22 protein-coding genes are annotated in these 26,511 nt (G+C 72.8%); 8 read left to right on the top strand and 14 right to left on the bottom strand.

Annotated features, from left to right (window positions below; genetic code table 11):
- Nucleotides 1-18 precede the first annotated feature (18 nt).
- Nucleotides 19-1,311, bottom strand: coding sequence for a lysine N(6)-hydroxylase/L-ornithine N(5)-oxygenase family protein (locus ACQEVU_RS06915; RefSeq protein WP_433321696.1), 1,293 nt, complete (start codon nucleotides 1,309-1,311; stop codon nucleotides 19-21).
- A gap of 19 nt (nucleotides 1,312-1,330) precedes the next feature.
- Nucleotides 1,331-2,587: an ATP-grasp domain-containing protein gene (locus ACQEVU_RS06910; RefSeq protein ID WP_433321695.1), complete on the bottom strand. Its 1,257-nt coding sequence runs from the start codon at nucleotides 2,585-2,587 to the stop codon at nucleotides 1,331-1,333.
- A gap of 177 nt (nucleotides 2,588-2,764) precedes the next feature.
- Between ACQEVU_RS06910 and ACQEVU_RS06905 the strand changes: the two genes are divergently transcribed.
- Together ACQEVU_RS06905 and ACQEVU_RS06900 are read left to right on the top strand one after the other, a co-directional pair.
- Entirely contained in the window at nucleotides 2,765-3,799 is a 1,035-nt protein-coding gene (locus tag ACQEVU_RS06905; RefSeq protein ID WP_433321694.1) for a TauD/TfdA family dioxygenase, read from the top strand.
- Complete coding sequence (locus tag ACQEVU_RS06900; RefSeq protein ID WP_433321693.1) at nucleotides 3,800-4,777, top strand: asparaginase; 978 nt, start codon at nucleotides 3,800-3,802, stop codon at nucleotides 4,775-4,777.
- Here the strand turns inward: ACQEVU_RS06900 and ACQEVU_RS06895 are convergent.
- Genes ACQEVU_RS06895 through ACQEVU_RS06860 form a run of 8 tightly spaced genes read right to left on the bottom strand, consistent with a single transcriptional unit; the run spans nucleotide 4,774 to nucleotide 15,012 of the window.
- Entirely contained in the window at nucleotides 4,774-5,490 is a 717-nt protein-coding gene (locus ACQEVU_RS06895) for an N-acyl homoserine lactonase family protein (RefSeq protein WP_433321692.1), read from the bottom strand. The genes ACQEVU_RS06900 and ACQEVU_RS06895 overlap by 4 nt on opposite strands.
- Before the next feature lie 9 nt (nucleotides 5,491-5,499).
- Nucleotides 5,500-6,576, bottom strand: a complete 1,077-nt coding sequence (locus ACQEVU_RS06890) for a Gfo/Idh/MocA family protein (protein ID WP_433321691.1) — start codon at nucleotides 6,574-6,576, stop codon at nucleotides 5,500-5,502.
- The gene (locus tag ACQEVU_RS06885) at nucleotides 6,561-7,178 is read right to left on the bottom strand and encodes a ThuA domain-containing protein (protein WP_433321690.1); all 618 of its coding nucleotides are present in this window, start codon (nucleotides 7,176-7,178) and stop codon (nucleotides 6,561-6,563) included. Before ACQEVU_RS06885 ends, ACQEVU_RS06890 begins: the two co-directional genes overlap by 16 nt.
- Nucleotides 7,175-8,005, bottom strand: a complete 831-nt coding sequence (locus ACQEVU_RS06880) for an NAD-dependent epimerase/dehydratase family protein (RefSeq protein ID WP_433321689.1) — start codon at nucleotides 8,003-8,005, stop codon at nucleotides 7,175-7,177. Before ACQEVU_RS06880 ends, ACQEVU_RS06885 begins: the two co-directional genes overlap by 4 nt.
- Complete coding sequence (locus tag ACQEVU_RS06875; protein WP_433321688.1) at nucleotides 8,002-11,829, bottom strand: glycosyl hydrolase family 28-related protein; 3,828 nt, start codon at nucleotides 11,827-11,829, stop codon at nucleotides 8,002-8,004. Before ACQEVU_RS06875 ends, ACQEVU_RS06880 begins: the two co-directional genes overlap by 4 nt.
- Entirely contained in the window at nucleotides 11,826-12,656 is an 831-nt protein-coding gene (locus tag ACQEVU_RS06870) for a carbohydrate ABC transporter permease (protein ID WP_433321687.1), read from the bottom strand. The genes ACQEVU_RS06875 and ACQEVU_RS06870 overlap by 4 nt, the downstream gene beginning before the upstream one ends.
- Nucleotides 12,653-13,627 carry a carbohydrate ABC transporter permease gene (locus tag ACQEVU_RS06865; RefSeq protein WP_433321686.1) on the bottom strand — a complete coding sequence of 325 codons (975 nt, stop codon included), beginning with the start codon at nucleotides 13,625-13,627 and terminating at the stop codon, nucleotides 12,653-12,655. Before ACQEVU_RS06865 ends, ACQEVU_RS06870 begins: the two co-directional genes overlap by 4 nt.
- 5 nt (nucleotides 13,628-13,632) lie before the next feature.
- Complete coding sequence (locus ACQEVU_RS06860) at nucleotides 13,633-15,012, bottom strand: ABC transporter substrate-binding protein (RefSeq protein ID WP_433321685.1); 1,380 nt, start codon at nucleotides 15,010-15,012, stop codon at nucleotides 13,633-13,635.
- A gap of 85 nt (nucleotides 15,013-15,097) precedes the next feature.
- Here ACQEVU_RS06860 and ACQEVU_RS06855 point away from each other — a divergent pair, with 85 nt between their 5' ends.
- Nucleotides 15,098-16,342 (top strand): enolase C-terminal domain-like protein, encoded by a 1,245-nt coding sequence (locus tag ACQEVU_RS06855; RefSeq protein WP_433321684.1) that lies wholly within the window; start codon nucleotides 15,098-15,100, stop codon nucleotides 16,340-16,342.
- A gap of 124 nt (nucleotides 16,343-16,466) precedes the next feature.
- Here the strand turns inward: ACQEVU_RS06855 and ACQEVU_RS06850 are convergent, their stop codons facing one another.
- Nucleotides 16,467-17,660, bottom strand: coding sequence for an ROK family transcriptional regulator (locus ACQEVU_RS06850; protein WP_433321683.1), 1,194 nt, complete (start codon nucleotides 17,658-17,660; stop codon nucleotides 16,467-16,469).
- 234 nt (nucleotides 17,661-17,894) lie between these two features.
- Here ACQEVU_RS06850 and ACQEVU_RS06845 point away from each other — a divergent pair, with 234 nt between their 5' ends.
- Nucleotides 17,895-18,335: a hypothetical protein gene (locus ACQEVU_RS06845; RefSeq protein ID WP_433321682.1), complete on the top strand. Its 441-nt coding sequence runs from the start codon at nucleotides 17,895-17,897 to the stop codon at nucleotides 18,333-18,335.
- A 113-nt stretch (nucleotides 18,336-18,448) separates the two neighbouring features.
- Here the strand turns inward: ACQEVU_RS06845 and ACQEVU_RS06840 are convergent, their stop codons facing one another.
- The 3 genes from ACQEVU_RS06840 to ACQEVU_RS06830 all read right to left on the bottom strand — a co-directional run bounded on the left by ACQEVU_RS06840 (nucleotide 18,449) and on the right by ACQEVU_RS06830 (nucleotide 23,539).
- Nucleotides 18,449-20,122, bottom strand: a complete 1,674-nt coding sequence (locus ACQEVU_RS06840) for a right-handed parallel beta-helix repeat-containing protein (protein WP_433321681.1) — start codon at nucleotides 20,120-20,122, stop codon at nucleotides 18,449-18,451.
- Between the two features lie 169 nt (nucleotides 20,123-20,291).
- Entirely contained in the window at nucleotides 20,292-22,553 is a 2,262-nt protein-coding gene (locus ACQEVU_RS06835; RefSeq protein ID WP_433321680.1) for a hypothetical protein, read from the bottom strand.
- Nucleotides 22,554-22,588: 35 nt separating this feature from the next.
- Complete coding sequence (locus ACQEVU_RS06830) at nucleotides 22,589-23,539, bottom strand: hypothetical protein (protein WP_433321679.1); 951 nt, start codon at nucleotides 23,537-23,539, stop codon at nucleotides 22,589-22,591.
- Between the two features lie 168 nt (nucleotides 23,540-23,707).
- Between ACQEVU_RS06830 and ACQEVU_RS06825 the strand changes: the two genes are divergently transcribed.
- The 4 genes from ACQEVU_RS06825 to ACQEVU_RS06810 are packed head-to-tail and all read left to right on the top strand — an operon-like array spanning nucleotide 23,708 to nucleotide 26,451.
- A complete protein-coding gene (locus tag ACQEVU_RS06825) occupies nucleotides 23,708-24,775 on the top strand; it encodes an SUKH-3 domain-containing protein (protein ID WP_433321678.1) in 1,068 nt (355 codons plus the stop codon).
- On the top strand, nucleotides 24,772-25,719 hold the full coding sequence (locus ACQEVU_RS06820; protein WP_433321677.1) for an SseB family protein: 948 nt from the start codon (nucleotides 24,772-24,774) through the stop codon (nucleotides 25,717-25,719). Before ACQEVU_RS06825 ends, ACQEVU_RS06820 begins: the two co-directional genes overlap by 4 nt.
- Nucleotides 25,667-26,086, top strand: coding sequence for a YbaB/EbfC family nucleoid-associated protein (locus tag ACQEVU_RS06815; protein ID WP_433321676.1), 420 nt, complete (start codon nucleotides 25,667-25,669; stop codon nucleotides 26,084-26,086). The genes ACQEVU_RS06820 and ACQEVU_RS06815 overlap by 53 nt, the downstream gene beginning before the upstream one ends.
- Entirely contained in the window at nucleotides 26,083-26,451 is a 369-nt protein-coding gene (locus ACQEVU_RS06810) for a hypothetical protein (protein ID WP_433321675.1), read from the top strand. Before ACQEVU_RS06815 ends, ACQEVU_RS06810 begins: the two co-directional genes overlap by 4 nt.
- Nucleotides 26,452-26,511 lie beyond the last annotated feature (60 nt).

Raw genomic sequence — 26,511 nt, 5'->3', positions numbered from 1 at the left:
GACGGTCCCTTCTCGTTGTTACGCGGCGGCCAGGGGCGCCTGCACCTGGGTCAGGTGCGCGGCGCGGTGGGTGAGGATGTCCTGCAGGATGTCGTTGGCCCGCGGGGCGAGGACACTCAGCAGCGAGTCGGCGATGCCGTGCGTGGCCTCGTTGACGCCCTGCAGGTAGACCGCGGCGGTGGCGGGCCGGTCGATGACCAGCCGGTAGTCGCGGGTCACGGCGACGTCGTCGACGCCGACGGCGTCGGCGATGTGACGCACCATCCGCGGCATCTCCGGCGAGAAGCCGGTGCCGAGCAGCACCAGGTCGGTGCGCAGCTCCTGCACCGTGCCCGAGCGCCAGTCGGTGAGCTCCAGGACGAGCTCGTCGCCCTCGTCGCGGGCCGCGGTCAGGTCGTGCATGGTGATCATGCGCAGCCGGGAGCGGCCCGAGAGCCGGTCCAGGTAGACCTGCCGGTAGAGCGAGTCCATGGTGCCGGGCGCGAGGCCGGCGTAGTTGGTGTGGTGCATCTGGGCGAGAATCCGCGCGCGGGCCTCGGGCACGGCGGCGTGGAACTCGTCGACGAACGAGGGGAAGAACAGCTCGTTGGTGAACTTGCTCGTCTCGTAGGTGTTGAGCCCGATGGAGCGCATGACCAGGGTCGGCCGGCACTCGGGCAGCTCGGCCTGCACCGACGTGAACAGCTCGGCGGCGCTCTGCCCGGCCCCGATGACGGTGACCCGGTAGGGCAGGTCCTTGCGCAGCTTCGCGACCCGCGGCAGGTACTGCGTGCTGTGGATGACGCGCTCCTGCGCGACGCCGCGCAGCGGCTCGGGGATGCGGGCGTCGCGGCCGGCCCCGACGACGAGGTAGCGGCTGCGGATCGTGGCGCCGTCCGTCGTGCGGGCCGCCCAGCCGGTCAGCACGCCGTTGGTCCACAGTGGATCGACGGACACGCACTCCCGGCCCCGCTGCACGCCGACGAGCTTCAGCTGCTCCGCCGTCCACTTGAGGTACGCGGCGAGCTCCAGGCGGTACGGCACGAAGCTGCCCATGTTGACGAAGTCGTTGAGCCGGCCGGTGGCGTGCAGGTAGTTGAGGAACGAGAAGCGGCTGCGCGGGTTGCGCAGGGTCACCAGGTCCTTGAGGAACGAGACCTGGCTCAGCGCCTCCGGCAGCAGCATGCCGCGCTGCCAGGACACCTCCTCGTCGCGCTCGATGACGAGCGAGTCGCGCGCCAGGCCCGGAGCCATCTCCTCCAGGGCGACGGCGAGCGCGAGGTTCGAGGGCCCGGCGCCGATGGCCAGGAGCTCGACGTCGTGGTCTGACATAGGGTTCTCCTTTGCGGGGTCAGCCACCGCTCGCCGCCGTCAGGGTGAGGGCGCGGGCGGTGAGCCGGATCTGCGCCTGCGCGGCGTCGAGCGCGGCCGCGCACTGCCGCGGGTCGCTCCCTTCGCCGATGACGTAGGCGTAGCGGGAGATGAACTCGGCCGGCGGCAGCTGCATCCGGTCGCCGGGCTTGACGAGGGCCACCGCGGCCAGCACACCGCGCGCCGGGTCCACCGCGGGCAGCGTCACCGAGTCGACGACGCAGTCCTCGGGCGGGTAGGCGAAGCGCACGCCGACGCAGCGGCGTGCGCCCGCGGGCCGGATCCACGGCTCGACGCCGAGCGCGACGTCGACCGCGACCGCCCCGGGCTCGATGCCGGTGGCGTAGCGGCCCAGCAGCGGGATGAGGTCGCCGCCGAGCCGGCCGTTGATCTCGACGATGACCGGGCCGCGGGCGGTCAGCTTCAGCTCGGCATGGGTCATGCCGTAGCGGAAGTCGATCGCGGTGTGGGCGGCGGCGAGGGTGTCGAGCAGTTCCCGGTCGCCGAGCAGGTCGTCGCCGCCGTCGACGGCGTGGCCGAGCTCCTCGAAGTACGGGTCCATGCCGACGGTCTTGTGGGCCACGAACAGCGCCCGGTACCGCCCGTCGACGACGGCGCCGTCGACGCTGATCTCGGGCCCGTCGAGGTACTCCTCGACGAGCGCGCCGCCCTGGTACGCCACGGCGCCGATGAGGCTGACGGCCTCGGCCGCATTGAACGCGTCGCGCACGGCCGCGGCGTCCGCCGCCCGCACGACGCCGATGCTGGCGCCCAGGCCGCGCGGCTTGACCACGACCGGGTAGCCGATGCGCTCCGCGGCGGCGACGGCGTGCGCCTCGTCGCGGACGAACTCGAACTTCGGCTGGGCCACGCCGGCGGCGGTGAGCACCTCGCGGCTGTGGTACTTGTCGCGGCAGCCCTCGATCGCGTCGATGCCCGGGCCCGGCAGGCCGAGCGCGTGCGCCGTGTGCGCGGCGACGGTGATCAGCGCCTCGTCCCACGTCAGCACGCCGAGCACCGGCCGCTGTTCGGCCAGCTCCCGCGCCGCCGCGATCACCGCGTCGCGGTCCAGCACGTCCACGACGGTGCCGCCGCGGACGTACCCGCGCTGCCAGCTCAGCTCGGCCGCGTTGAACATCCACAGTGGATGGCGCCCGGCCGCCGATGCAAGGAGATACTCCCGGTACGGCTGCATCCCGCACCCGATGACGAGGACAACGCCCTCTGCTGCAGTCATCTCATGTCCCATCCCTTCCCGGAGCGACGTGGCAACTACAACGTGGCGCCGGGTTGACCGGAACCTTTGGTCAGCGCAGAACAATCAACGGCCGATTTTGGTTTCGTTGACCCGTAAGGCGGGCGGCTCGTTTACTGGCCAACGACGAAAGAGACCCCTCGATGGATGGGACGGAACATGAGCGTCGACGTCAATGAGCGGGCCGCCATGGATGGCGTGGCGCCGCCCACCTACGCCGAGATCGTGCTCGACGACGAGACCCGCGACGCGATCGGCGCCGCGCTGCTGGACCTGCCGAACCCGGTCGAGGACATCGACCGGTCCCTGGCGCGGCTGCGCGTGGTCTTCGCGGGCCTGCCGATCGGGCAGCTGCAGGCCGTGCTCGACTTCGGCCGGCACGTCGACACCCCGGGCGTGGCCATGGTGCGCAACCTGCCGGTCGACCCGGTCCTGCCGCCCACGCCGGTCGACGGGCGCCCGAGCCCGGACAAGCGGACGTTCGTGGCCGAGGGCGTGCTGCTGGGCCTGTCCCAGCTGCTCGGCGAGCCGGTCGGCTTCACCACCGAGAAGAGCGGCGGGCTGATCCACGACGTCGTGCCGGTCTCCGCCGGCGCGATGACCCAGACCAACCAGAGCTCAACGGTCTTCCTCAACTTCCACAACGACATCGTCCACGACGAGATCGGCCGCTACGACGTGTCGAACCCCGACTTCCTGGTGCTGCACTGCCTGCGCCAGGACGCCGGCAAGCAGGCGGTCACGTACTACGCCGACGCCCGCGACGTCGCCCGCGCGATCGACCCGGCCGTCCTTTCGACCCTGCGCGCGCCGCTGTTCCGCCTCAACGCCCCCGGCAGCTACGTGCGCGACGTGGCCGGCGGCGCCGAGACCCTCGCCGAGCCCGCCCCGATCATCTCCGGACCGGACGCCTGCCCGGAGATCGCGGTGTCGGCCAACGGCGTGCACCCGCTCACCGGCGAGGCCGGGCACGCCCTGGCCGAGCTGCAGCGGGTCTGCCGCGAGGTCGCGCACCAGGCGCTGCTGGAGCCCGGCACCGCGCTGCTCATCAACAACCGCAAGGGCCTGCACGCCCGCTCCCAGTTCGCCGCGCAGCACGACGGCCGGGACCGCTGGCTGCAGCGCACCTACCTGCGCCGCAGCCTGTGGACGATCCGCTACCGGGCCCTGCCCGACGGCCGCCGGGTGCACTAGATGAACCCCACGGTCCTGGTCATCGGCCTCGGCGGGACGATCACCATGACGCCGGGCGCGGGCGGCGGCGTGGCGCCCGCGCTCTCGGCCGAGCAGCTGCTGTCCTCCGTGCCCGGCCTGCCCGGCCTCCCGGTGACGATCGAGACGGTCGACTTCCGCCGCGTCGCCAGCGGCTCGCTCGGCATCGAGGACATCACCGCGGTCGCCGAGCTGATCCGCGCCCGCGCGGAGGGCGTCGCCGGGGTCGTGGTGGTGCAGGGCACCGACACGATCGAGGAGACGGCGTACCTGCTGGACCTGTACCACACGGGAGCGCAGCCGGTCGTCGTCACCGGCGCCATGCGCCACCCGGAGCAGGCCGGCGCCGACGGCCCGGCGAACCTGCTGGCCGCGGTGCTGACGGCGGCGAGCGAGGCCGCCCGCGACCTGGGGTGCCTGGTGGTCCTGGCCGACGAGATCCACGCCGCCCGCCGCGTGCGCAAGACCCACACGACGGCCGGCTCGACGTTCCGCTCCCCCGACGGCGGCCCGCTCGGCTACGTCGTGGAGGACCGCCCGCGGCTGCTCAACCGAGTCCCGCGCCGCCCCGCGCTCGCCCCGCCGGCGACGCCCCGCCCGCCGCGGGTCCCCGTGCTGACGATGGCCCTCGGCGACGACGGCGTGCTCCTCGACGACCTGGGCGCCCGCGTGGACGGCGCCGTCATCGCCGGCTTCGGCGGCGGCCACGTCCCGCGCACGATCGTCGAGAAGGTCCAGAAGCTGGCCGAGGAGGTCCCGGTGGTCCTGGCCAGCCGCGCGGGTTCGGGCCCGGTGCTGACGCAGACGTACGGCTACCCGGGCTCGGAACTCGACCTGATCGCCCGGGGCCTGGTCCCGGCCGGCTTCCTCGACCCGCTGAAGGCCCGCCTGCTGCTGTGCGCGCTGCTGTCCGGCGGCGCCGGGCCGGAGGCGATCGCGGCCGCCTTCGCGGGCGCCTAACCGAAGGGGCCCTCGGCGATGACCCGGGGGTCGTGGCTGGGGATGACGTGGCAGTCCAGCGCCTCCATGCGACGCAACGTCTGCTCGTACACCGCCAGGTCGTAGTGGACGGCGTTCGGGATGCGCTCGCGCCAGTGGTGGTACGTCGGGACGGTGTCGCCGGCGATCAGGGCGCGGCCGCGGCCGGTGTCGACGACGATGCCCTGGGAGCCGGGGGTGTGGCCCGGCAGCGGCACCACCCGCACGCCCTCGGCGACCCGGGCCTCGCCGTCGACCGCGGCGATCCGCTCGATCTGGGCCAGCCACACCGGGGCGCCGAGGCCGAGCATGTCGTAGAAGAGGCGGTCGTCGCCGGCCCCGGGGGCGATCGCGTAGCGCAGCTCCTCGCGCTGGACGACGAACTCCGCGTTGGGGAACAGGTCGTTGTTGCCGCAGTGGTCCCAGTGCAGGTGGGTCAGCACCACCTGGCGCACGTCGGCGGGGTCGACACCGGCCGCGGCCAGCGCCGCGGCCGGCTCCTGCGCCGGCGGGCGGACCAGGACGCCGTGCTTGCGCCCGGCCACCGTGACGGCGTCGTAGGTCGCGGTGTCCACGACGATCGGGTGCGGCCCGCCGGTGATGACGTACATGAGGAACGTCAGGTCGGTGCAGGTGCCCGGGATCGGCTCGTCCGGCATCGCGCCGACCAGCAGCGGCGTAACTGAAAGACCCACATCGATACCCTAGCCCAGCGGGACGGGCGGCGGGATCGTGCAGGTGCTGGCGACCGTCGCCGCGGCGCCCGTCTCGGCCGCCGTGTGCAGGCACTCCATGACGTCCAGGACGTGGTACGCGAGCTCCGCGCTCGCCCGCGGGGCCGTGCCCGCGCGCAGGGCGTCGGCGAGGTCCGCCAGGCCGGTGCCGCGGCCCGCGCCGCGGTAGCCGGCGAGCTCCGGCAGCGCCGACCACTCCTGCGTGGCGCCGCTGAACCGGTGGACCGGCCCGTCGAAGTGGTTGGGGTCGGGGACGCTCAGGGTGCCGTCCGCGCCGTACACCTCGATGCGCGGCAGCCGCCCCGCCCACACGTCGAAGCTCATCATCAGCGTGGTCAGCGCCCCGGAGGCGTGCTCCAGGATGCCGGTCTGGTGGGTCGGGACCGAGACCGGGAAGACGGTGCCGGCGCGCGGGCCGTCGCCGATCGTGCGGGTCGCCCGCGGGGTCGAGGCCAGGCCGGCCACGCGCACGACCGGGCCGAGCAGGGTGACCAGGGCCGTCAGGTAGTACGGGCCCATGTCGAACATCGGGCCGCCGCCGGGCTGGTAGTAGAACTCCGGGTCCGGGTGCCAGCGCTCGTGACCCGGCGTGACCATGAACGCGGTCGCGGCGACCGGCACGCCGATGTCGCCCGCCTCCAGTGCGGCGCGGGCCGTCTGCACGCCGGTGCCGAGCACGGTGTCGGGCGCGCAGCCGACCAGGCGGCCGGCCGACGCCGCCGCGGCCAGGATCGCGCGGGCCTCGGCACTGCTGGCCGCGAGGGGCTTCTCGTTGTAGACGTGCCGGCCGGCCTCCAGCGCGGCCACCGCCACGGCGGCGTGGGCCTGCGGCACGGTCAGGTTGAGCACCAGATCGACCGAGTCCATCAGCTCGCCGACCGGCACGGCGCGCACGTCGCTCAGCCCTGCGGCGAGCGCGAGGGCGCGAGCCGGGTCCAGGTCGGCGACCCGGGTCAGGGCGACCTGGGGCAGCCGGGCGAGCGTCGTGACGTACTGCTGGCTGATCTTCCCCGCACCGACCAGGCCGACGCTCAGCGGCTCGCCCATGACAGCCCCCGCATGATGATCTCGTCGTGCTCGGGGACCTCGAGGTCCTTGAGCTCGTGGCCGACGGTGGTGACGAAGACGCGGCCGGCGCCGAAGCGGGTCGTCCACACGACCGGCACGGCGTGCCCGTCGACGGCGGTGACGGCGTGGACCTCGATCGCCGGGTCGACGTGGACCTGGTACCGCTCGGTGTGCACGGTGAACGGCCCGATCCCGGCGACGACCGGGTGGCTGCCGATCGGCGTGACGTCGTAGGTGACGAACTCGGCCGGGTGGTGCACGAACTGCCCGCCGGTGATGCGCTGGTAGTCGGGCGAGGCGCGGAAGGAGTCGATGAGGCCGCCGTGCCAGCCGCCGAGGCCGGTGCCGGCCCGCACCGCGGCGGCGAGGCCGGCGATCTGCTCGGCGGTGGCGGTGCCCATCGTCCAGCAGTGCACGATCAGGTCGGCGCGGCGCAGCAGCTCGGCGTCGAGGTAGGTGTCGAGGGTCTCGGACGTGACGACCTCATGGCCCTGCTCGCGCAGTTTGGCCACGTAGCGGTCGGTGGCCTCGACGGGGCGGTGCCCCTCCCAGCCCCCGCGGACCGCCACCACGACGCTCACGGGTTTCGCCAGGTGTGGACGGGGCTGAAGCCGAGCAGGTCCCGGCACAGACGGGTGGAGACAGGCACGGCGTATCCCTCCAGCGCCTCGGCGATCTCGGCCTCCGGATGGTACTCGGCAAGCAGCCGCGCCGTCTCCACCGTCGCCGTGGTGTCGGGCGCGGCGACGTTGACGACGGCGTGCCCGGCGAGCGGCCGGGTGAGCGCGGCGGCGACGGCCGCGACCGCGTCGCGGGTGTCGAGCCAGCTCCACAGGTCGCCGCGGTGGCCGCCGAGGTCGGCGGCCACGTGGTCGAGGTGGTGGCGCAGCCGCGCGCCGGTGCCGATGAACGGCAGCCGCAGGCTCACGGCGGGGATGCCGCCGCGGTTGCTCACGGTCGCGGTGACGAGCTCGCCGACCCGTTTCGAAAGGCCGTAGGGGTCGTCGCCGACGTACGGGTGGTCCTCGGTGAGCGGCAGGCGCAGCGGCGACGCCCCGCGGGCCGACCAGGCCAGGCCGACCGCGGAAAGGCTGGAGACGTAGACGATGCGCCGCACGCCGATCGCGGCCGCCGCCTCGAGGAGGTGGTACGCCGAGCCGACGTTGTTGGCGAACACGTCGGGCTCGACCGGGGCCGGGATCGCGGCGGCGTGCACCACCGCGTCGATCCCGGCCAGCAGCCCGTCCAGGCCGCCGGGGTCGCACAGGTCCCCGGTGACCGCCTCGTCCGCGGCCCCGGACGGCGGCGGCGTGCGGTCGTGGGCGCGCACGGCGTGCCCGCCGGCCCGCAGGGCGGCCACGACGGCCGAGCCGAGCATCCCGGCGGCGCCGGTCACGAGGATCTTCACGTGGCCTCCGCGACGAAGGTGGCGGTCAGGGTGAGCGGGCCGGTGACGGTGAACGCGTACGTCGGCGCGGTCGAGACCACGGCCCCGCCGCCGCTCCAGCCGGCGAACCGGTAGCCGCGGGCCGGCCGGGCCACCGCCGTGACCGGGGTCCCCGGCTCGTAGTAGCCGGGCCGGCTCGCGTTGCCGGAGAGCCGGACGGTGCCGGCGCCCTCCGGGACGGCGGCCACGGCCACGGCGTGCTCGACGACGTTGATGACCATGGTGTTGTACAGCGTGACGGGGCCCGTGCTCGTCGCGCCGTTGTAGCGCATGAGGTTCGCGACGACGGCCCGGCCGCCCTCGACCCGCACGGTGAAGCCGTCCCCGCCGAGGTTGTCGGTGCCGACGTTGACGGCCCGCACGTCCCCGGAGCGCACGACGATGCCGTTGTGCAGCCCGTAGCCGAACACGCCGTGGACGCTGAGGCGCCGGGCGCCGTCGACGGTGACAAGGTCGGCGTTGGTGCGCGTCCAGGCGTCGATCACCTGCGGGAAGAGGTTGGCCCCGAGCACCCAGTTGGGGATCGCGAACCCGGTGCGCACGAACGTGTTGCCGTTGGACAGCACGCCCTCGATGCGCCCGTCGGCGCCGCGCGCCGTGACGCCGTGCCGCACGAACGTGCCCTTGATCTTGCGAACCAGGAACCGGTCGCCGGCCATGTCGAGCGCGTTCCAGGCGTTGGGCAGCCCCAGGTTGACGGCGTAGTTCCCGTCGCCGAGACCGCGCACGGTGTACGGGTAGGGCACCAGGCCGCCCTGCGCCGCCGGGTTGTTCTCCGGGTAGAAGACGCGCAGCCCGGCGACACCGGCCCGGTCACCCCGTAGCGTGATCGCGGCCGGGTCGGTGTCGGCGGTGGCGCTCGCCCGCCCGGCGTACGCCATGAGCACCGTGCCGCCGCTGCGGCCGTCCTCATCGCGGTTGGGCAGCGGCGAGGCGCCGAGCAGCTGCACGCCGGCCGGCACGCTCAGGCGCCCGGCGAGGCGGTACCAGCCGGCCGGGAGGTACACCACGCCACCGCCGTCGCGCCCGGCCCGGTCGAGGGCCCGCTGGATCGCCGGGGTGGCGTCCGCGGCGGGCAGGTAGCCGTTGCCGTGCGGCGCGTCCGGCGCGTACAGCGCCCGCCGGCCCGGCCGGGTGGCCGTACGGCTCGCGTCGTCGCCGGGCACGGCGCCGTCCATCTGGTACACCGTCCCGCGCACGGCGCCGGAGACCCGCACGCCGGTGAGCTTCACGTAGCCGCCGCCGTTGTTGGCCACGGCCGCGTCGTCGCCCTGCAGCTCGCTCGCGGCGAGGGCCAGCCCCCACCGCTCGTCGAACTTGTCCACCTGCAGCGCGACGCCGGTCCGCTCGATGCGCACCCGGTCGAACACGCCGGTGAACTCGGCCCGCTGCCCGGCCACGACGTGGATGCCGATGCGGTAGTCGGCCGCGGCGAGGCCGGCGAACTGGTCCCACTCGAGGTCGCCGAGGACGAAGCCGGTGCCGTTGGCCCGCGTCCACGCGTCCACAGTGGACCGCTTCGGCGGCTGGTACGCGGCCGGGGCCTGCGCCCAGTAGGCGTTGCTGAACCGGATGTCCTCCCAGGTGCCGACGTCGGCGCCGTTGTACGCCTCGACGCCCTCGTAGAGCGCGGTGCCGCGCACGTTGCGCACGGTCGCCGACTCGTGGGTCTGGCCGTTGCCGGGCGGGCGGCCGCGCTCGTCGCGCATGGTGCTGATGCCGATGCCGCGGTACGAGTTGAGCATCGTCACGTCGGCGACGGTGCTCATCATGTAGTTCTCGTCGCTGCCCCAGGCGCTGCCCGGGATCTCGAACGTGAAGTTGTAGGGCACGGGCGCGGTCGCGCTCTGCCGCGGGTAGTAGGTGGTGAGCCCGACGACGCCGGCACTGCCGCCGATGCGGAACAGCACGGGCCCGTCGTCGCCGGACGGCAGGTCGGCGCTGATCACGGTGCCGTACGAGCCGCCGCCGGTGTCCGGGTCGCGGCGGTCGCCGCGCAGGGTGCAGAACGCCGGCACCTCGACCGTGCCGGTGACCCGGTAGGAGCCCTCGGCCAGCCACACCGTGCCGCCGCCGGCGTCGTAGCAGTCCCAGAGCGCGGACTGCAGGGCGGCGGTCGCGTCGCGGCGGCCGGTGCGGTCGGCGCCGTAGGCGGTCGCGTCGAAGTCGGCGACGACGGCGTCCTCGGTCGGGTAGCGCGTCTCGACGAGCCGCGGCGACGGCGTGACCGTGCGCCGGTCGCGGATCTCGAGCGAGGCGATGTCGGCGTGGTCGAGCCCGGCGGCGTGGCCGGCCACGCTCACCCGCACGTAGCGCGCGTTCGTCTCGGCGAACCGGGTCCGCACGGCCTGGCCGCCGTTTCGCCCGGCCTGGGTGTAGGTCACGCCGTCGGCCGACAGCTCGACGCGGTAGTCCGGAGAGTAGGCGCTCCCCCACTGCACGAACACCTCGTTCACCGGGCGGGCGGCGCCGAGGTCGGCCTGAAGCCACTCGCCGGTGCCGGCGCCGGTCCACACGGTGCCCGGGTCGCCGTCGTTCGCGTTGCCGGGCGACGACCCGGCGGCGGTGCCGCTCGCGCTCAGCCGCGCCGCGCGGGCCAGGTCGGTGTTGACGGCGGCGGCGCGGAAGGCGCCGAGGACGTCGTACAGGTCGCGCAGCGCGGCGCCGACCCGGTCCTCGGTCGCCGCGGCGTCGTCGAGGACGGCCTGAGCGCGGCCGATCGCGGCGGCGAGGGTGGCCTTGGAGCCGGGCGGGTACTGGCCCTCGCGGCCGCCCTCGCGCGCCCCGTAGAGGGCCAGGCCGGCGGCGGCGACGAGGTCGCGCAGGCCGGCCTTCGCGTCCAGCTGCCGCGGTACCACGGTGACGCGCACGGCCGCGATCGTGAGCTCGGCCGGGGAGCCGTCGTGCGTGAGGCGGAAGTCGGCGCCGTTGGTGCGGTTGGTGAGCACGGCGTCGTCGAGGACGAAGTCGTGGGTGCGCCACTGGCCGGTGTCGCCGTAGGTGACGGCCGCCGAGGGCTTGAACCGGTACGGCAGGTCCTCGCCGGGCGAGTCGTAGTGCAGGAAGAGCGTGCCGTTGCCGGCGTCGAGGTAGTCGACGCTCACCAGGACGATGTCGCGGGTGTCGTAGGCGTAGGCGTCGGCGACGTTGAAGTACAGATAGTTGGTGCCCGGCGCGGGTGCGGCGGCGTTGGTACGCCAGAAGCCCCGCCCGGCGGCCGTGCCGGTGACGAGCCCGGCCTCGTTGTCGCCGGCCCGCGGCGAGAGCCCGGTGTCCGACGCCGTGGGGCCGAGGATCGCCTGCGGCCCGCTCGCGGTGATGCGCACCTGGGCGACGGTGATGTCGCCGTCGCCGCTCAGCCGCAGCTCCCCGCGCAGGTCGGCGCCGGCGAGCCCGACGGCGGCCAGCCTCCACGCGCCGGTGCCGGCGAGCTCGGCGACGGTCGTCGCCGCCCCGGCCGGGGTGCGCAGCGTCAGGGCGCCGGCCCCGTCGTCGTGGTAGGTCACGACCACGACCACCGGCGCGCCCGACACCGAGTCCGCGTAGCCGGCGTCGGCGGTCAGGCCGATGGACGTGGTCTGCCAGTAGCCCTTCCCGTCGAGGGTCCCGGTGCGCAGGCCGGCGTCGGGGCGCACGCTCAGACCGAGCGTGACCGGGGCCGGTCCGAGGTCGGCGCCGACCCCGCGCGGGTACATGACCGGCCCGGGCGCGGCGTAGGCAACTGTGCCGGGGGCAACGAGCGCCACCACGGACAGGAAGATGAGCAGGAGTCTGCGGGTTGTCATGCCTTCACCGCTCCCATCAGGCCGTTGACGACATAGCGCTGCGCGGCGGCGAACAGCACGATCACCGGGATGACCACGATCAGGGCCCCGGCCATGAGCACGTTGTAGTGCTGCACCGCGCCCGACTGCAGGTTCTGCAGGGCGATGGGCAGCGTGTACGTGTCCGGGTCGTTGAGCGAGACGCGGGTGAGCAGGTACTCGTTCCACGTCGAGATCGCGGTGAGCACGGCGATCGTGATGAGCACGGACCGGGCCAGCGGAAGGTAGATGGTGGCGAAGATGCGCAGCTCGCTCGCGCCGTCGACGCGGGCGGCCTCGCGCAGCTCCGCCGGGATCGCCTCGAAGGCGTTGGTCAGCATGAGGATCGACAACGGGGCCGAGCCGTTGACGAACGGCAGGATCAGGCCCCAGTGGGTGCCGAGCAGCCCGAGGTTGTTTTCGAGCAGCACGATCGGCAGCAGCACGGACACGCCGGGCACGAAGAGCAGGGCCATGAACATGCGGTACAGCGCCTTGCGGCCCGGGAAGCGCAGCACCGCGAACGCGTAGCCGGCCGCGCCGTAGATGGCCAGGACCAGCAGCACGGTCAGGCCGGTCACCTTGACGCTGTTGAAGAAGTAGTCGAAGAAGTGCAGCTCGTTCCAGGTGTCGACGATGGTCTTCAGCGTCGGGTGGTGCGGTACCAGGTGGCCGCCGGCGACGACCTCGTACTGGTCCTTGAACGCGGCCGAGACCATCCACAGGAACGGGTACAGGCTGATGGTGGCGTAGAGCAGCAGCAGCGCGCCGACGATGATCCGCGCCGCCCACGTCCGAGCGGCGCTCATGTCGCCCTCCGCATCACGCGCAGGTTGACCGCGGCCAGGATGAGCGCGGCGATGAACAGCAGCCAGCCCAGCGCGCTGGACAGGCCGAGCGTCGGGTCGAGCTGGGAGAGGAAGGCGAGGCGGTACGTCTCCAGGCCCAGCACGTTGGTGTGGTTGCCCGGCCCGCCGTTGGTCATGATGAGGAACGTCTGGAAGCCCTGCAGCGAGTCGCGCAGCGAGAGCAGCACGATGATCGCCGTGATGGGGCGCACCAGCGGCCACACGACGTCGCGCGTGATGCGCCACGGTCCGGCCCCGTCGATCTGCGCCGCCTCGATCAGCGCCGGGTCGACCGCCTGGAGGCCCGCGAGGTACAGCATCATCGAAACCGGGACCGACGACCACACGGTGATGACGATCAGGGTGGGCAGCGCGGTGGTGGTGTTGCCCAGGAACCCCTGCGGCTGGCGCAGGCTGCCGAGGCCGAGCGCGCCGAGCAGCGCGTTGACGGCGCCGTCGGGCTGCAGGATGTACTGCCACGCGAAGTACACGGCGATGCCGGCGGTCACCTGGGGCACGAAGTACACCGAGCGCAGCAGCGTGCGCAGCCGGCGCACCGAGTTGAGCAGCACCGCGAGCGGGAAGCTGACCACGACGGTGAGCACCGGCACGGCGAGCATGACCCAGAACGTGTTGAGGGCGGCCTGGTGCACCCGCGGTGCGTACCGCGGGCTGGCCCACAGCAGGTCGGCGTAGTTCTGCAGGCCGACCCAGATCCAGTGCGGCTGGAAGCCGTTCCAGGTGGCGAAGCTCAGCGAGAAGCCGTAGCCGATGGTGTACGCGCCCATGACCGCGAACAGCGCGACCGCCGGGAGGACGAAGGCGTAGCCCCAGGCCGCCTCGCCGGCGCGCGTGCGCCGTCGGGAGCGGCCCGGGCCGTCCGCGCCGGCGCCGGTGCGCTGGCGAGGACGGCCCGGGGCCTCGGTCGGCACCGCCATTACTGCTTGGCCCAGTAGGAGTCGATGACCTTCGTCATGTCGGCGCCGGCCTGCTCCGCGGACTTCTTGGCCAGCGGCGTGTAGTCCATCAGCGCCGACGCCACGGTCGGGCCGTCGTAGTTGTTGGGCCGGTACGTGGTGTCGCCCGGGTTGTACGCCGACGGGCCGGAGCCGAACGCCTTGATCATGGCGCCCAGGGCGGGGCCGACGGCGGCGGTCGGGTCGGAGCCGAGGTCGGTCGGCGGGATGTCCAGGGCCTCCTTGGCGAACGTGGCGGAGACGTCGGCCTTGGCGAGGTACTTGAGCCACTGGATGGCCCCGGCCCGGTTCTTCGTGGTCGCGGACACCGACACGCCGGTGAGCGTGAACGGCGCCAGCGTGAGGTTCTTGACGGCGCCGGCGGCCGGCGAGGGCACCGGGAACGTGATGACGTTGCCGGCGTCGAACCCGTTCTGGGCCAGGAAGGCCAGGGTGAACGTGCCGCCGATGTCGAACGTGGACTTGCCCTGCGCGAAGGCCAGGTCGGCGGCGTCGATGTCGAGGCTCTGGGTGCCCGGCAGCCAGTACGGCTGGACCTGGCCGTAGGTCTGCAGCATCTGCACGCCGGTCGGCGAGGAGAACGTGCCGGACTTGTCCTTGCCGAACAGGGCGTGGAACTTGTCCGGGCCGAGCATGCCGTAGGCCATCGGCTGCAGGAACCACTCGAGCCCGGTCGTCGGCGACTTCAGGCCGATGCTGACGCCGCCGTTGTCGGGGTACTTCGCCTTGACCTTGCCCAGGTCGGCGACGAACTCCTCCCACGTCGTCGGCGCGGCGGTGATCCCGGCGTCGGCGAGGCGCTGCTTGTTGGCGTAGACGATGCCGAAGGTGCCGACGGTCAGCGGGACGCTGAAGCGCTGGCCGAGCTGGATGCCGTGGGTCTTGGCGTCCTGGGCGAGGGACTGCTTGTAGTACTGGTCGGTGACGCTGCCGTCCTGACGGACCGCGGGCAGATAGTTGGCCAGCCACGCGTCGTCGGCGTCCTTGGCCAGGTCGCTGAGCAGCCCGGCGCCGCCGAAGGTCAGGTCGTCGCCGTTGGTGTGCACCTCGAGCAGGTCGGGGAGGTTCTTGGTCTGCGCGGCGGCCTGGACCTTGGTGACGAAGGCGTCGTCCGGCCCGTACGCCTCGACCTTCACGGTGATGCCGGTCTCCTTGGCGAAGGAGTCGGCGACCTTCTGCAGCGCCTTGACGTGCGACTGCTTGAAGGTCCACATCGTCAGCGTCTTGCTGTCGCCGCCGGACTTGTCGTCGCCGCCGCCGCACGCGGCCGCGCTCGCGCCGAGGGCCAGGGTTATCAGGACGGCCAGAGCCGGCCGCCACGCGCTTCGTTGGGGTGTCATCGCGGGGCCTTCGCGTCTGGGGCGCCATCGACATGCGCCGCTTTGGAGTTCGAAACTAAATCGAATCGATGTACTCTGTCAATCGATGGACAAAGATCGGCAACAGACGCACGAAAGTCCGCTGGCTTCGGCACCGTGGCCGCGCAGCGGCGCGCGGATCACTCACGTCCGCACGTTCCTCTGTGGACCGCAGGGGTGCCCCTACCTGATCGTTCGGGTCGAGACGGACCAGCCGGGGTTGTACGGCCTGGGCTGCGCCAGCGACCCGCAACGCACCCTGGCCGTGCGTTCCGTGCTCGACGACTACCTCGGCCCCCTGCTGGTCGGCCGCGACGCCGGCGACATCGAGGACGTCCACCGGCTGCTGCTCAACTCGGGCTACTGGCGGGGCGGGTCGATCGCGAACAACGCCCTCGGCGCCGTCGACGTGGCGCTGTGGGACATCAAGGGCAAGGTGGCCGGCCTGCCGCTGCACGCGCTGCTCGGCGGCCGGGCCCGGCACGGCGCCGCGGCCTACACGCACGTCGACGGCGACGACCCGGCCCGCATCGCCGAGGACGTGCTGGCCGCCGCCGAGGCCGGCTACCGGCACGTGCGGGTCCAGGTCGCGGTGCCCGGCGTGCAGAACTACGGCACGGCGTCGACCGGCACCGCCTGGGACCCCCTGGCCTACCTGCGGCACGTGCCCCCCGCCCTGGCCGAGGTGCGCCGCCGGGTCGGCGACGGCGTCGAGCTGCTGCACGACGCCCACGAGCGGCTCACCCCCGCCCAGGCCGTCCGGCTGGTCGCCGCGCTCGCCGACGCGCGGCTGTTCTTCCTCGAGGACGCCCTGGCCCCCGAGGACGGCGCGCACTTCCCGCGGCTGGCCGGGCCGGTGCCGCTGGCCGTCGGCGAGCTCTTCGACGACGTCACGCAGTTCCTGCCGTTGCTCACGGCCCGGGCGATCGACTTTGTGCGGCTGCGCATCCCCACGCTCGGCGGGCTCACCCCGGCGCGCAAGCTGACGGCGGCGTGCGAGCTGTTCGGGGCCCGGATCGCGCCGCACGGCCCGGGCGACGTGAGCCCGGTGGCGCAGGCGGCCAACGTCGCCCTCGACGTGTCGACGCCCGCGTTCGGCGTGCAGGAGGCGGCCCGCTTCCGGGACGCGACGCTCGAGGTCTTCCCGGGGGCGCCGGTGCCGGTCGGCGGGGTGCTGTACCCGTCGGAGGCCCCCGGCCTGGGCGTGGACTTCGACGAGGCGGCGGCGCGGCGTCACCCCGCTCCCCCGCCGCTGGCCCACGACCGCTGGGCCCTGGTCCGCGGCGTCGACGGCGCCGCCGAACGACCCTGATCCTGGTGGGGATCGGCCTCCGCTGAGCCCTTTGGGCCGCGGCGTGAACGACCCTGATCCTGGTGGGGATCGGCCTCCGCTGAAGCCCTTTGGGCCGCGGCGTCGACGGCGCCGCCGAACGACCCTAGCCGAGCAGCAGCGACTGGGGCTGGGCCGACAGGAACTGCTCGAGCACCAGGCAGGCGGCGCCGATCGCGCCGACGTCGATGCCCAGCCCGGTCGTCGTCACCACCGTCGGGTGGATGCGCTCCACGAACGGCGAGCTCTCCACGATGCCCGGGATCACGGCCATGAACCGGTCGGCCAGCAGCGGCCAGATCGGCCCGCCGAACACGATCATCTCGGCGTCCACCAGCGTCGCCGCCGCGCTGACGCCCCGCCCGACGCGCACCGCCCAGCGGTCGATGATCTCGCCGGCCGTCACGTTGCCGGCCGCCGCGCGCCGGCACAGCCCGCGCAGGCTCTGCTCGGCGTCGCGCGGCCCGGCCGGCTTGAACTCCGGCCCGAGCACGCCCTCCTCGATCGCCTCGGCGACCAGCGCGTTCGTGGTGCAGGCGGCGTACAGCCCGCCGACCTCGCCGGCGTTGCCGGACAACCCGCGCAGCACCACGTCGTCGACGACGAGCCCCATGCCGGAGCCCGTGCCCAGGTAGAAGAACAGGAAGTTGCCGGTGTCGGTGGCCGCGCCGGCCCAGCGCTCGGCCACGGCCGCGGCGATCACGTCCTTGTCCAGCAGCACCGGCAGCCCCGTCGCCTCGGCGAGGTGGTCGCGCAGCGGCACCCGCCCCCAGCCGACGAGCTCGGGCGGCGCGATGACCAGCCCCGCCTCCACGTCGACCGGCCCCGGCGCGGCGATGCCGAGCCCGAGCATCGCCTCCCGCGGCACCCCGGACTCGGCCATGAGCTCGTTGATCGAGTCGCCCATCTCCGCGAGGGTGTGATCCGGGTCGGCGGCGGCCGGCGTCGGCCGCTGCGCCCGGGCCACGACCCGCCCGAGCAGGTCGAGCACGACCATCGTCACGACGGCCGGGTCGAGGTGCACCCCGACCGCATACCGCGCCTCGGCGTTCACCTGCAGCAACCGCCGCGGCTTGCCGCTGCCCGTGCTGCGCGTCCCGGCCTCGCGGGCCAGCCCGGTGTCCAGCAGCCGGCGGCAGATGTTCGACACGGTCTGCGCCGACAGGCCCGTCAGTTCGATGAGCTCGACCCGGCTGAGCCCGTCGGGCACCCGCCGGATCGCGTCGAGCACCACCGACTCGTTGAAGTCGCCCATGCGCGGCAGGTTGGTGCCGCGCCGCATCGGCAACTGTTTGCCCATCGCCACCCTCTGGTCCCGGCCCGGTTTTCCGCTCGGCGGCGAGGCTCGCCCCGGCGACATTTATCCATCGAATTGATTTAGGGTAGCATCGATCTCCCTAACGCTGCGACGAGGTTATCGCCACCGTGCGACAGAGCGCCGCATGCCGGCCGAGCCACGCCCAGGACGACTCGCTTTGAGATACTTGGATGCGGGGCGCCGGGTCGGCCCGCCGCTCATTCACGTGGAGGGTGCATGCGCAAGTGGATTGCCGCCGTCGCGACGGTCGCGGCCATCGCCGGCACGGCCGGCTGCAATGGCGGCGGCGGTGCCAAGGAGCCGAAGGACGAGGCCCTCGCGTGCGCGAAGGCCGTCAAGGACTCCAGCGGCCTGGGCGGCAACCTGAGCACCGCGATCACGGTTGCCCGCAACAACGCCGGCATGCAGCCCCTGTCCCTTCAGCACGACCAGGCCATGGCCGACGCGCAGCAGTACGCGAAAGACCTTCTGGCCAGCCTGAAGGAGCTGCAGAGCAGGGACATCAGCCCCGAGCTGCGCAAGACGCTCGCCGAGAGCCAGACGACCGTCGAGCAGATCCAGACCACGCTCGGCGACGCCACCGCCAAGCCCCCGGACGCCACCGGCAAGCTGGCGGTCATCGACGACGAGATCAATCGGGTGTGCAAGGGCAAGTAGCCGCGCCGACTGCATCGTGCGCACGCCCCAAGCAGGCGGCGGCCCTCGCGCCGCCTGGCACGCCGGGCGTCGACGACAACGTCAACCGGGTGTGCAAGGGGAAGTACTGAGGCTCAGCGCGTCGCGTTGATCAGGTCGTCGAGCACCAGGGTGCGCAGGTCGTCGCGGCTCGGGACCCGGCCCAGGCCGCGCAGGCGGGTCGACTGCATCTTGCGCATGCCCTCGAGCAGGCGCCGGGCCTCGCGGGCGTTACCGAAGTTCTGGTCGCGCTCGACCTGGTGGAACCACTCGAGCAGGCCGTCGGACAGCCCCGGGGCGAGCATGTAGTCGTCGTTCTCGGCGATGCGATGGACGATGAGTACCAGCTGCTCGGGCTCGTAGTTCTCGAACTCCATCGTCTTGGCGAAGCGGGAGGCCAGGCCCGCGTTGGCGTCGAGGAAGTCGGCCATGTCCTTCGTGTAGCCGGCCACGATCACGGCGATCTCGTCGCGGTGGTCCTCCATCAGCTTCACCAGCGTGTCGACGGCCTCGCGACCGAAGTCGCTGCCGCCGGTGGAGCGGGTGAGCGTGTAGGCCTCGTCGATGAACAGCACGCCGCCGATGGCGCTGGTGAAGACCTCGGTGGTCTTCTCCGCGGTGTGGCCGATGTACTGCCCGACGAGGTCGCGCCGGCTGACCTCGCGGAAGGCGCCGTTGGGCAGCACGCCGAGCGCCTTGAGCAGCTCGCCGTAGATGCGGGCCACGGTCGTCTTGCCGGTGCCGGGGGCGCCGGTGAAGATCAGGTGGTGGCTGACCGCGCCCACGGACAGGCCGGCCGCGCGCCGCCACTCGTTGACCTGGATCTCGTCGATGAGCGTGCGGACCTCGTTCTTGACGCCGGCGAGGCCGATCATGCCGTCGAGGTCGGCCAGCAGCTTCTCGACCCGGTCCGGGTCCTTCTGGATGGCGCGGTCGATCGGCTGGTGCCCGGCGTTGACGCGGGGCCGGTCGGCGCGCGCGGCGATGACGGTCGGGTGCGCGCCCTCGTCGATCTGCAGCGCCGGCGACGCCGTCGACTCGAGCGTGTTGCCCTCGATGAGCCCGCCGCAGCCGCGGCCGACGAAGATGCCGACGCCGCTCGCGTCGTGGATCCACGACTCGCGGATCGTCGGCGAGCTGTGGTGCGCCACCGAGATCCCGGCGTCGCCGGTACGGCTGACCTCGCAGCGCTCGATCGTCGGGTTGCTCGCCTGGTACACGTAGATGCCCCGGTACCGGCACCCGGCGATCGTCGTGTCCCGGATGATCGGGTCGGCCCCGAGCCGGGCGATCACGCCGTCGGCCGTGACATCGCTGATCTCGCTGCGCTCGATGACCCCGGTGGAGTCCTCAATCAGCACGCCGAACTCGGCGCCCTTCACCACCAGCTCCGACGCCTGCACGGTGCCCCGGTCCGTCACCGCGAGGCCGGCGCCGTAGCGGGCCCGGACCTCGCAGTTCTCGATCGTCAGCCGGCCGCCGACGATCTCGACCGCGTTGGCGTCGCCGGCCTGCAGGACCAGTCCCCGCAGGGTCAGCTCCGCGCCGCGGGCGCGCACGGCCGGCTGGTCGACCGAGACGACGTCGATCGTCACGGTGCCCGGCTCGGCGGCGACCAGCGTCAGGCGGCGACCGTCGAGCCGCAGGGCCTCGTTGTAGGTGCCGGCGGCGATGGTGATGACGGTGTCGTCGTCGGCCACCTCCAGCGCGTCGCGCAGCGTCGGAAACCCGCCGGGCCGCCCGGGGGTGACTGTCAGGACCTGGGACATCGCTTCACCTGTTCGGTCGGGGACCCGGCCACTCTACCGACCCGCCGCTCGGCTTTGCCGACCCGCCGCTTGCCGTCGGCTCCCGGTCCGCCGCCGCTGTCCGCCGGCGGACCGGGTCGGTCTCCGATGACGTCCGCCGCACCCACCGGCGTTCGTCGGTGGATCGGCGCTAGCCGTTGGCGGCCCGTCGCTGCAGCGCCTCCGGCGTCTCGTGCTCCTGCTCCCCGCGCGGGCCGCCGCCGAGGACGGCGCCGCCCGGCGTGCCGACGCCGAACGCCTGCTCGTCGGTGACCACGCCCGGATGCCCCGCGGCGGCCGCGGCCGCCGCCTCGCGTTCGTGATCGGTGGTGAAGCGCCGGTGCTCCATGCCCCGCTCGGTCCGGCGCCTCAGCGCGGCGGCGCCCTGCTGGTCCGATGCGCTCGGCCGGCCGAGCACGGGCGCGGTGGCGCCGGCCGTCGTCGGCGGCAGCATCGGCATGAACGGCTGATCCTGGTGCTCCAGCCGCGCGGCCCGCATGCTGCCGTCGATCACAGGCGCGGCCACAGACGGCGCGTCCTGCTCGTTGCCGGTCACCCAGTCGCCCGGCTGCTCCGGCGTGGAGTGTCCGGACCCCGGTCCGTGCTTCCGCCCGGCCTGGCGGCCGGCCGGCGCGCCGCCCGGCGGCAGGCCCGGCAGCCCGGGGTCTCCCATGCCGCCGATGCGCGGGGCGCGCAGCACCGACGGCCCGCCGTCGGCGTCGATGCCGCCGGTCAGGGCCGGGTCGCCGACCGGCCGGCCGTAACGGTCGAGCGCCGGCTGGCCGTCCTTGCGGGTCGGCCGGCCCAGCACCGGCCGGGTGCTCGGCGGCATGGCGCCGTCGGTCAGCCCGTCCGACGGCAGCCCCTGGGGCGGGATGCCGCCGCTCGCCGACTGCAGCCCGCGGCGCTCGAGGCCGGCGCGCGACTGCGACGGCATGCCGGGCTCCCCCGGCGCGTTGACGTTCTTGCGGTTGTTGCCCAGCACGCCGCGGCGCATCGACGGCGCGCCCGGCGGACGGGCGCGCAGGCCGGGCGAGCCGGGCGGCCCCTCCATGCCTCCCATCCCAGGGCCGAGCCCCTGGGCGTTGACGCCGGTCGGCCCGGAGATGAGCCCCTTGTTGGCGTTGAGCCCGGTGAGCCCGTCGGTCAGCGACTGGTTCAGACCCTGCGGGAGGTTGGCGTTGAGGCCGCTGGTGCCGGGCAGCCCGTTGGGCGAGAGCCCGGGCGGCAGGACGGCCAGGCCCGGCACGAGGCCCGGGTTGGGCAGGCCGCCGGGGTTCGGCGCCAAACCAGGGTCGGGGAGCGCGCCGGGGTCCGGGGCGCCGCCGAGTTCCGGGGGCGCGCCCGGGTCCGGGGCGCCGCCCGGGTCGGGCGCGCCCGGGTCGGGAATGTCGACCTGGGGAACCGTGATGTTGATCGGCGGCAGCACCGGCGGCACCAGGGACGGCGGGGAGCCGACGTTCGGCACCCCCGACATGAAGTACTTCGACATGGCGTCGGCGATGACCTTGGGGTCGACCGTCACCGCGTCCATGGGGCCCTCGTAGCGCTGCGCCCGCGCGCCGGACAGCTGACCGATCGGTCCGGTGAACTGCCCGCCCATCTCGTACTCGAGCTGGAACGCCTCCATCGAGAAGTTGCGGAAGCCTGTGGCCGCGGCGACGTTGGTGGCGAGGGCCGGGTCGTACTCCTTCGCGTAGTGGTCCAGCGTCCCGTCGCGGAAGTCCTTCACCAGGTCGATGTAGGAGTTGCGGTTCCACTGGTCCTGTTTCGCCAGCGAGTCCCCGGTCTTGTACTTGCGCAGGTCGTGTGCCTGGTCCATGTAGTGGTTGTAGGCATTGTCGAGCGCGACCAACGCCTGCTTGTACTCGTCGTACAGCGTCTGCATCCGGCCCTGGTAGTGGGAGATGATGCCGGCGATGGAGTTGAGGGCGGACCAGTTCTCGTCGGCGGCCTGGGCCCAGTCGGCGAGCGACTTCATCGCCGCGCCCGGGCCCTTGGCGTAGAACGCGTCGGCCGCGGGCGACTGCCACTGCTTCACCGCATCGCCGCTGGGGGTCTTGCCGCCGTTCACGAGCGCGTCGGTCGTGCCGGAGATTGCACGGGACATCTCCTGCAGCAGCGTCTGCATGCGGCCCCAGGCCAGTGCGGCGTGGGTGGCCTCAATGGCGGACAACGCCATGATCCGCTTATACGTGATCTCGATGTTGTCTTTCTTGATCCGGGTGCCCATGTCGTCTTTCGACAGCTTGGACGGATCGGCGGTCCAGCCGCCGCCCCCGGAGTAGCCGTTGCTGTAGTTGAACGGGCTGCCTTGCTCGCCGGTCTGGTGCCAGAGGTGGACCTCCTTCGCACGCGCGGCGTAGTCGGTCGTGTATCCGTAGTTGTCCGGCGCCCCGTGCTGGCCTGCCATCGTCCTGTCCCCTCAGTCGTTCGACGGTGCGCCGCTCAGTTCTCGCCGTGGATCGCCTTGCCGCTGTCGCTGCCGTGGCTTCCGTACTGCCGCTCGCGCTCCTCGGTCGGGGTGAGCCCGGTGTCGGGCTTGTCGTCCTGCTTGGCCGGCACGACCGTCTGCTCGGTGGTCTGGACCTTGCCGTCCAGGCCCACGGAGGTGCTGCTGACGTGCACGCCGCCGCCGCTGAGCTGGGTGGTCGACGAGGTGCTCGTGGTGTACTTCCCGTCAGCCCCGAGTGTCTGGACGGTCTTGCTCTTCGTCTGCTGCCCGGAATAGTCGTAGGACTCACCGGTCGTGACGATCGAGGAGGGCTGCTTCGCTCCCGGCTTGTAGACACTCGTGGTCGTCGTGTTGTTGCTGATGAACATCGACCCACTGTTGGCCGTGGTGACCATCAGCATGGAGCCGTCGGGGAACGTGTACTTGAAGCCGCCCTCGACCGGCTGCTTGTCCGCGTACTGGAGCAGGTCGGGGTCGTCGATGGCCTGGTTGGCCTCGGTGTAGCGGCCCGACTCGGCGTCGGCCTTGGCCTGGTCCGCGGACATCGTCGAGTAGCCGTTCTTCGGGAAGCCGGCCGGGGCACCACTCGTCCCGGCAAAGGCGAAGTCGACCGCGTTGATGCCGAGGGCCGACTCGTCGTCGGTGGTGGCGTAGGCCACGCCGATCGCCAGGGCCGCCGACTGGATGGCCTGGATGCCGGTGCCGACGTCGCGGAGGAAGGCGCCGAAGTCCTGCAGGTTGCGCTGGACGATCGCCATCGCCGTGCGACCCTCGGCGAACTGCGGCGTCCCCGGGACGATCTTCATGAACGCGCCGGCCGAGTGCGTCGAAATCGCGGTGACGGGCTCGGAGATCTGGCTCTGCTGGTCGGCCATCACGGCGACCAGATCCCTGGCGTAAGTCAGCAGGTCGGGTGGATTGACCTTGACCGATCCGTCGCCCATGCTGCTACCTCCCCGTATCGCGCCACCGCCCGGCCGAAGCCGCCTTCAGTGACCAGCCTAATTGAACGCGCCAACCGTTGCCGACCGCAAATGTGCCCAGGCTAGGCTGTGCCTCACAAGTTACGGCGTGGGCTGCGGTTTCGGCGAGCGTGAATGGAGGCAACGGCGTTGAGTGACCCGGAGGTGGACGAACAGGGACGTCCGGGCAGGTGGGTGCTCACCGACGATCCGCCCGTCGTCCGGCTCGCACCTGTGGAGCAACCGGGCGAAATGGACGGGTTCCGGCTGGCCCGGGTGTTCGAGACGCCGCTGGCCGACGGCCGGCCGCGCGTGGATGCGGCCCGCGGGCGGATGACCGACGTGCAGGAGCGCCGCCGGGTCCTGAACTACCTCGAGTCCGCCACGGTCATCGCCGACTTCCGCACCCGCTCCGGCGACCTGCTCGAGCCGCGCCGCCTGGGCGCGATCCCCAACGTCTTCCGCACCGACGGGCGCTGGATCTGGCACGACTCGGTCGCCTACTACCTGCGCTGGCACCTCGTGCCGCCGGAGCCGGACTTTCTCGCCCATATCGCCGCCGCCGGATACCGGCCGGCACCCGCCGGCCCCGACACGGTGGCCGCGGCCGTCCAGGCGGCCTCGAAGGCCGACGCGATCTACTCGGCCCAGCGCGACCGCTGGACGGTCGAGCAGCGGCTGGTCGCCGACCCGGCCCGCTTCCCCCGGGAGCTGCAGGGCCGGCTGTTCGCGATCGGCTGGCGCCCGGACCGGGACGTCTCCGCCGAGGTCGAGCCGTGGCTGGCCGGCGAGATGGAGCGGCTGCGCGAGCTGCACGGGCGCATCGGCCGGTTCGCGCTGCCGGAGCCGTTCGAGGCGGCCCGTAAGGTTTTCGCCGAGTTCGGCGGGCTGCAATCGCGCGACAACGCCGGCGGGATCACGTCCGCCCGCGTGCCCTTCGTAATCTTCCCGCCGCCGCTCGGCGACCCCAAGAGCCTGCTCTCCGACGCCTTCGACGTGATGTTCCTGGGCAGCCGGCTGCATCAGCCGGTGTTCCAGCTCGGCTACGTCGAGGACGGCGAGACGGTGCTCGTCATGGCCGAGGACGGCTCGGTTCACCTGACCGGCGCGGTCGAGCGGCTCGCCGGCGCGACGTTCGACGAGGCGATCGCCGCGCTCATGAACGGCGACCTGCCCGAGGAGCCGCCCGGGCCCGGCGGATCCGGATCGGCCCCGTGACCGCGCCCGATCCGATCCAGCCCGCCTGGCTTCCCGGCAACGAGACGGAGGCGCAGCTGGTCACGGCGCTCGCCGGCGACGACCGCGAGGCATTCTGCCGCATCGTCCGCGACGCGCTGTGGTTCCTCCCGGCATTCCCGGACGAGCCCGAGGGCCAGCGCTTCCTCACCCACGACCTGCTCGGCGAGACCTATCTGCTCGTGTTCACGTCGGTGCAGTCCCTGGTCGGCGCGGTCGGCGCGCTCGTCGACTCCTACACCGTCACCGGCTACGACGAGCTGGCCGGCCGCTGGCCCAATCCGGCGTGGCGGCTGGCCGTCAACGCGGGCACCCCGATCGACGCGTGGGTGACGCTGTCCGCGCTCGCCGAGGCGGCCCGCGGCGAGCGGGTGGTGCCAACCCTCGCCACGATCGCCGCGCAGTCGGACCCCGACCCGGCCGATCCCCAGATGGACGGGGTGCTCGACGACTTCCTGGCCGAGCTCAACCGGGCCGATTTTCTGGTACCCGTGACGGTGGGGCCGCCGCCGCGGTACGCGGTCGCCCGGCACGAGGACGGTCCCGCAGTCGAGGTCTTCACCTCCGAGCGCGAGCTCGCCGCGCGCCACCCGGAGGGCGTCGCGTGGACCCGGGCCGGCCTGGAGGAGCTGCTGGCCGCGTGGCCCGGCGATGACTGTGCGCTGCTCATCGACCCCGGCTCCGACGCCCCGTTCCGCGTCGAGGGCGCCGACGTGCCCGGGCTGCTGCTGTGGGGCCCGTCCGGCGCCGACCGGCCGGCGCCGGAAGATATCGACGGCGACGAGCAGGTGAACGGGCTCACCTCGCCACGGATTGCCGATGTTGAGTACATTGAGGGACAACAACGCGACGGGGAGCGAGGTGAGACGCGGGATGAGTCCGGTGGAACGTCCGGATTGGGCGAGTCTGTATTCCGTCGTCGATGACCTCAAGCGCGCCATCGGCGGCCTCGACGAGACCCAGAAGCGCATCTCCCGCATCACCGGGACCGGCTACTCACCGGACCGGATGGTGAAGGCGGTCGTGGGGCCACGCGGGCAGCTCGTCGACCTCGAGATCGACCCGAGGGTGTTCCGCAACCCCGACGCGCGAGGACTGGCGGACGCGATTTTGATCGCCGCGCGCAACGCCGTCAACGACGCCAACGGCAAGACGACGACGATCGTCGACGAGGCCGTCCCGGTGCACCTGCGCCGCGGCCCGTTCGGCGGGGAGGATCAGCTCGAGGGCGTGATCGCCCGGCACGATGCAGACCTGAACAAGGATGACGACGAGGGGAGCCGGCGCAGATGAGCAACTACTTCAGCATTCAGGGCTCGCCCGCCGAGATCATCGGCGTGGCCACCAACATCACCGCAAAGGCCCACGCCCTCGAGTCGGACCTGCGGGGGCTCCTGGCCACCATCAAGTCCCTGGAGAGCGACGGCGTCATCGGCACCGACGACTTCGCCGCGGAGTTCGTCAAGACCTACCGCCAGGACACCCCGGTGGCCACCGGCACCGCGTGGGCGACGGACGCAACCAAGGACGCGTCGGTCAGCCTGGCCACCTCGTCCGGCCAGCTCGGCGACGCGGTCAGTTCGACGATGCAGGACTACCTGGTCACCGACGGTCAGGGTGCGGCGGACATCAACTCCGTCCAGACGACCCAGACCTGATCCACGAGCGCGGCCCGCGAGGCCGGCAGCTGAGGGCGCGGCAAAACCGGGGGAGGCAGC

Origin of the sequence: Dactylosporangium sp. CA-139066, from assembly GCF_050936175.1 — a bacterium.
Taxonomy (GTDB): Bacteria; Actinomycetota; Actinomycetes; order Mycobacteriales; family Micromonosporaceae; genus Dactylosporangium.
Note: the sequence above shows the minus strand (reverse complement) of the source record. Positions and strands in the feature narration are given on the sequence as shown.

Coding starts and splice junctions, on each gene's coding strand:
- ACQEVU_RS06915 (WP_433321696.1), bottom strand. CDS start 1,311: ATGTCAGACCACGACGTCGAGCTCCTGGCCATCGGCGCCGGGCCCTCG.
- ACQEVU_RS06910 (WP_433321695.1), bottom strand. CDS start 2,587: ATGACTGCAGCAGAGGGCGTTGTCCTCGTCATCGGGTGCGGGATGCAG.
- ACQEVU_RS06905 (WP_433321694.1), top strand. CDS start 2,765: ATGAGCGTCGACGTCAATGAGCGGGCCGCCATGGATGGCGTGGCGCCG.
- ACQEVU_RS06900 (WP_433321693.1), top strand. CDS start 3,800: ATGAACCCCACGGTCCTGGTCATCGGCCTCGGCGGGACGATCACCATG.
- ACQEVU_RS06890 (WP_433321691.1), bottom strand. CDS start 6,576: ATGGGCGAGCCGCTGAGCGTCGGCCTGGTCGGTGCGGGGAAGATCAGC.
- ACQEVU_RS06875 (WP_433321688.1), bottom strand. CDS start 11,829: ATGACAACCCGCAGACTCCTGCTCATCTTCCTGTCCGTGGTGGCGCTC.
- ACQEVU_RS06870 (WP_433321687.1), bottom strand. CDS start 12,656: ATGAGCGCCGCTCGGACGTGGGCGGCGCGGATCATCGTCGGCGCGCTG.
- ACQEVU_RS06860 (WP_433321685.1), bottom strand. CDS start 15,012: ATGACACCCCAACGAAGCGCGTGGCGGCCGGCTCTGGCCGTCCTGATA.
- ACQEVU_RS06855 (WP_433321684.1), top strand. CDS start 15,098: ATGGACAAAGATCGGCAACAGACGCACGAAAGTCCGCTGGCTTCGGCA.
- ACQEVU_RS06850 (WP_433321683.1), bottom strand. CDS start 17,660: ATGGGCAAACAGTTGCCGATGCGGCGCGGCACCAACCTGCCGCGCATG.
- ACQEVU_RS06845 (WP_433321682.1), top strand. CDS start 17,895: ATGCGCAAGTGGATTGCCGCCGTCGCGACGGTCGCGGCCATCGCCGGC.
- ACQEVU_RS06840 (WP_433321681.1), bottom strand. CDS start 20,122: ATGTCCCAGGTCCTGACAGTCACCCCCGGGCGGCCCGGCGGGTTTCCG.
- ACQEVU_RS06835 (WP_433321680.1), bottom strand. CDS start 22,553: ATGGCAGGCCAGCACGGGGCGCCGGACAACTACGGATACACGACCGAC.
- ACQEVU_RS06830 (WP_433321679.1), bottom strand. CDS start 23,539: ATGGGCGACGGATCGGTCAAGGTCAATCCACCCGACCTGCTGACTTAC.
- ACQEVU_RS06815 (WP_433321676.1), top strand. CDS start 25,667: ATGAGTCCGGTGGAACGTCCGGATTGGGCGAGTCTGTATTCCGTCGTC.
- ACQEVU_RS06810 (WP_433321675.1), top strand. CDS start 26,083: ATGAGCAACTACTTCAGCATTCAGGGCTCGCCCGCCGAGATCATCGGC.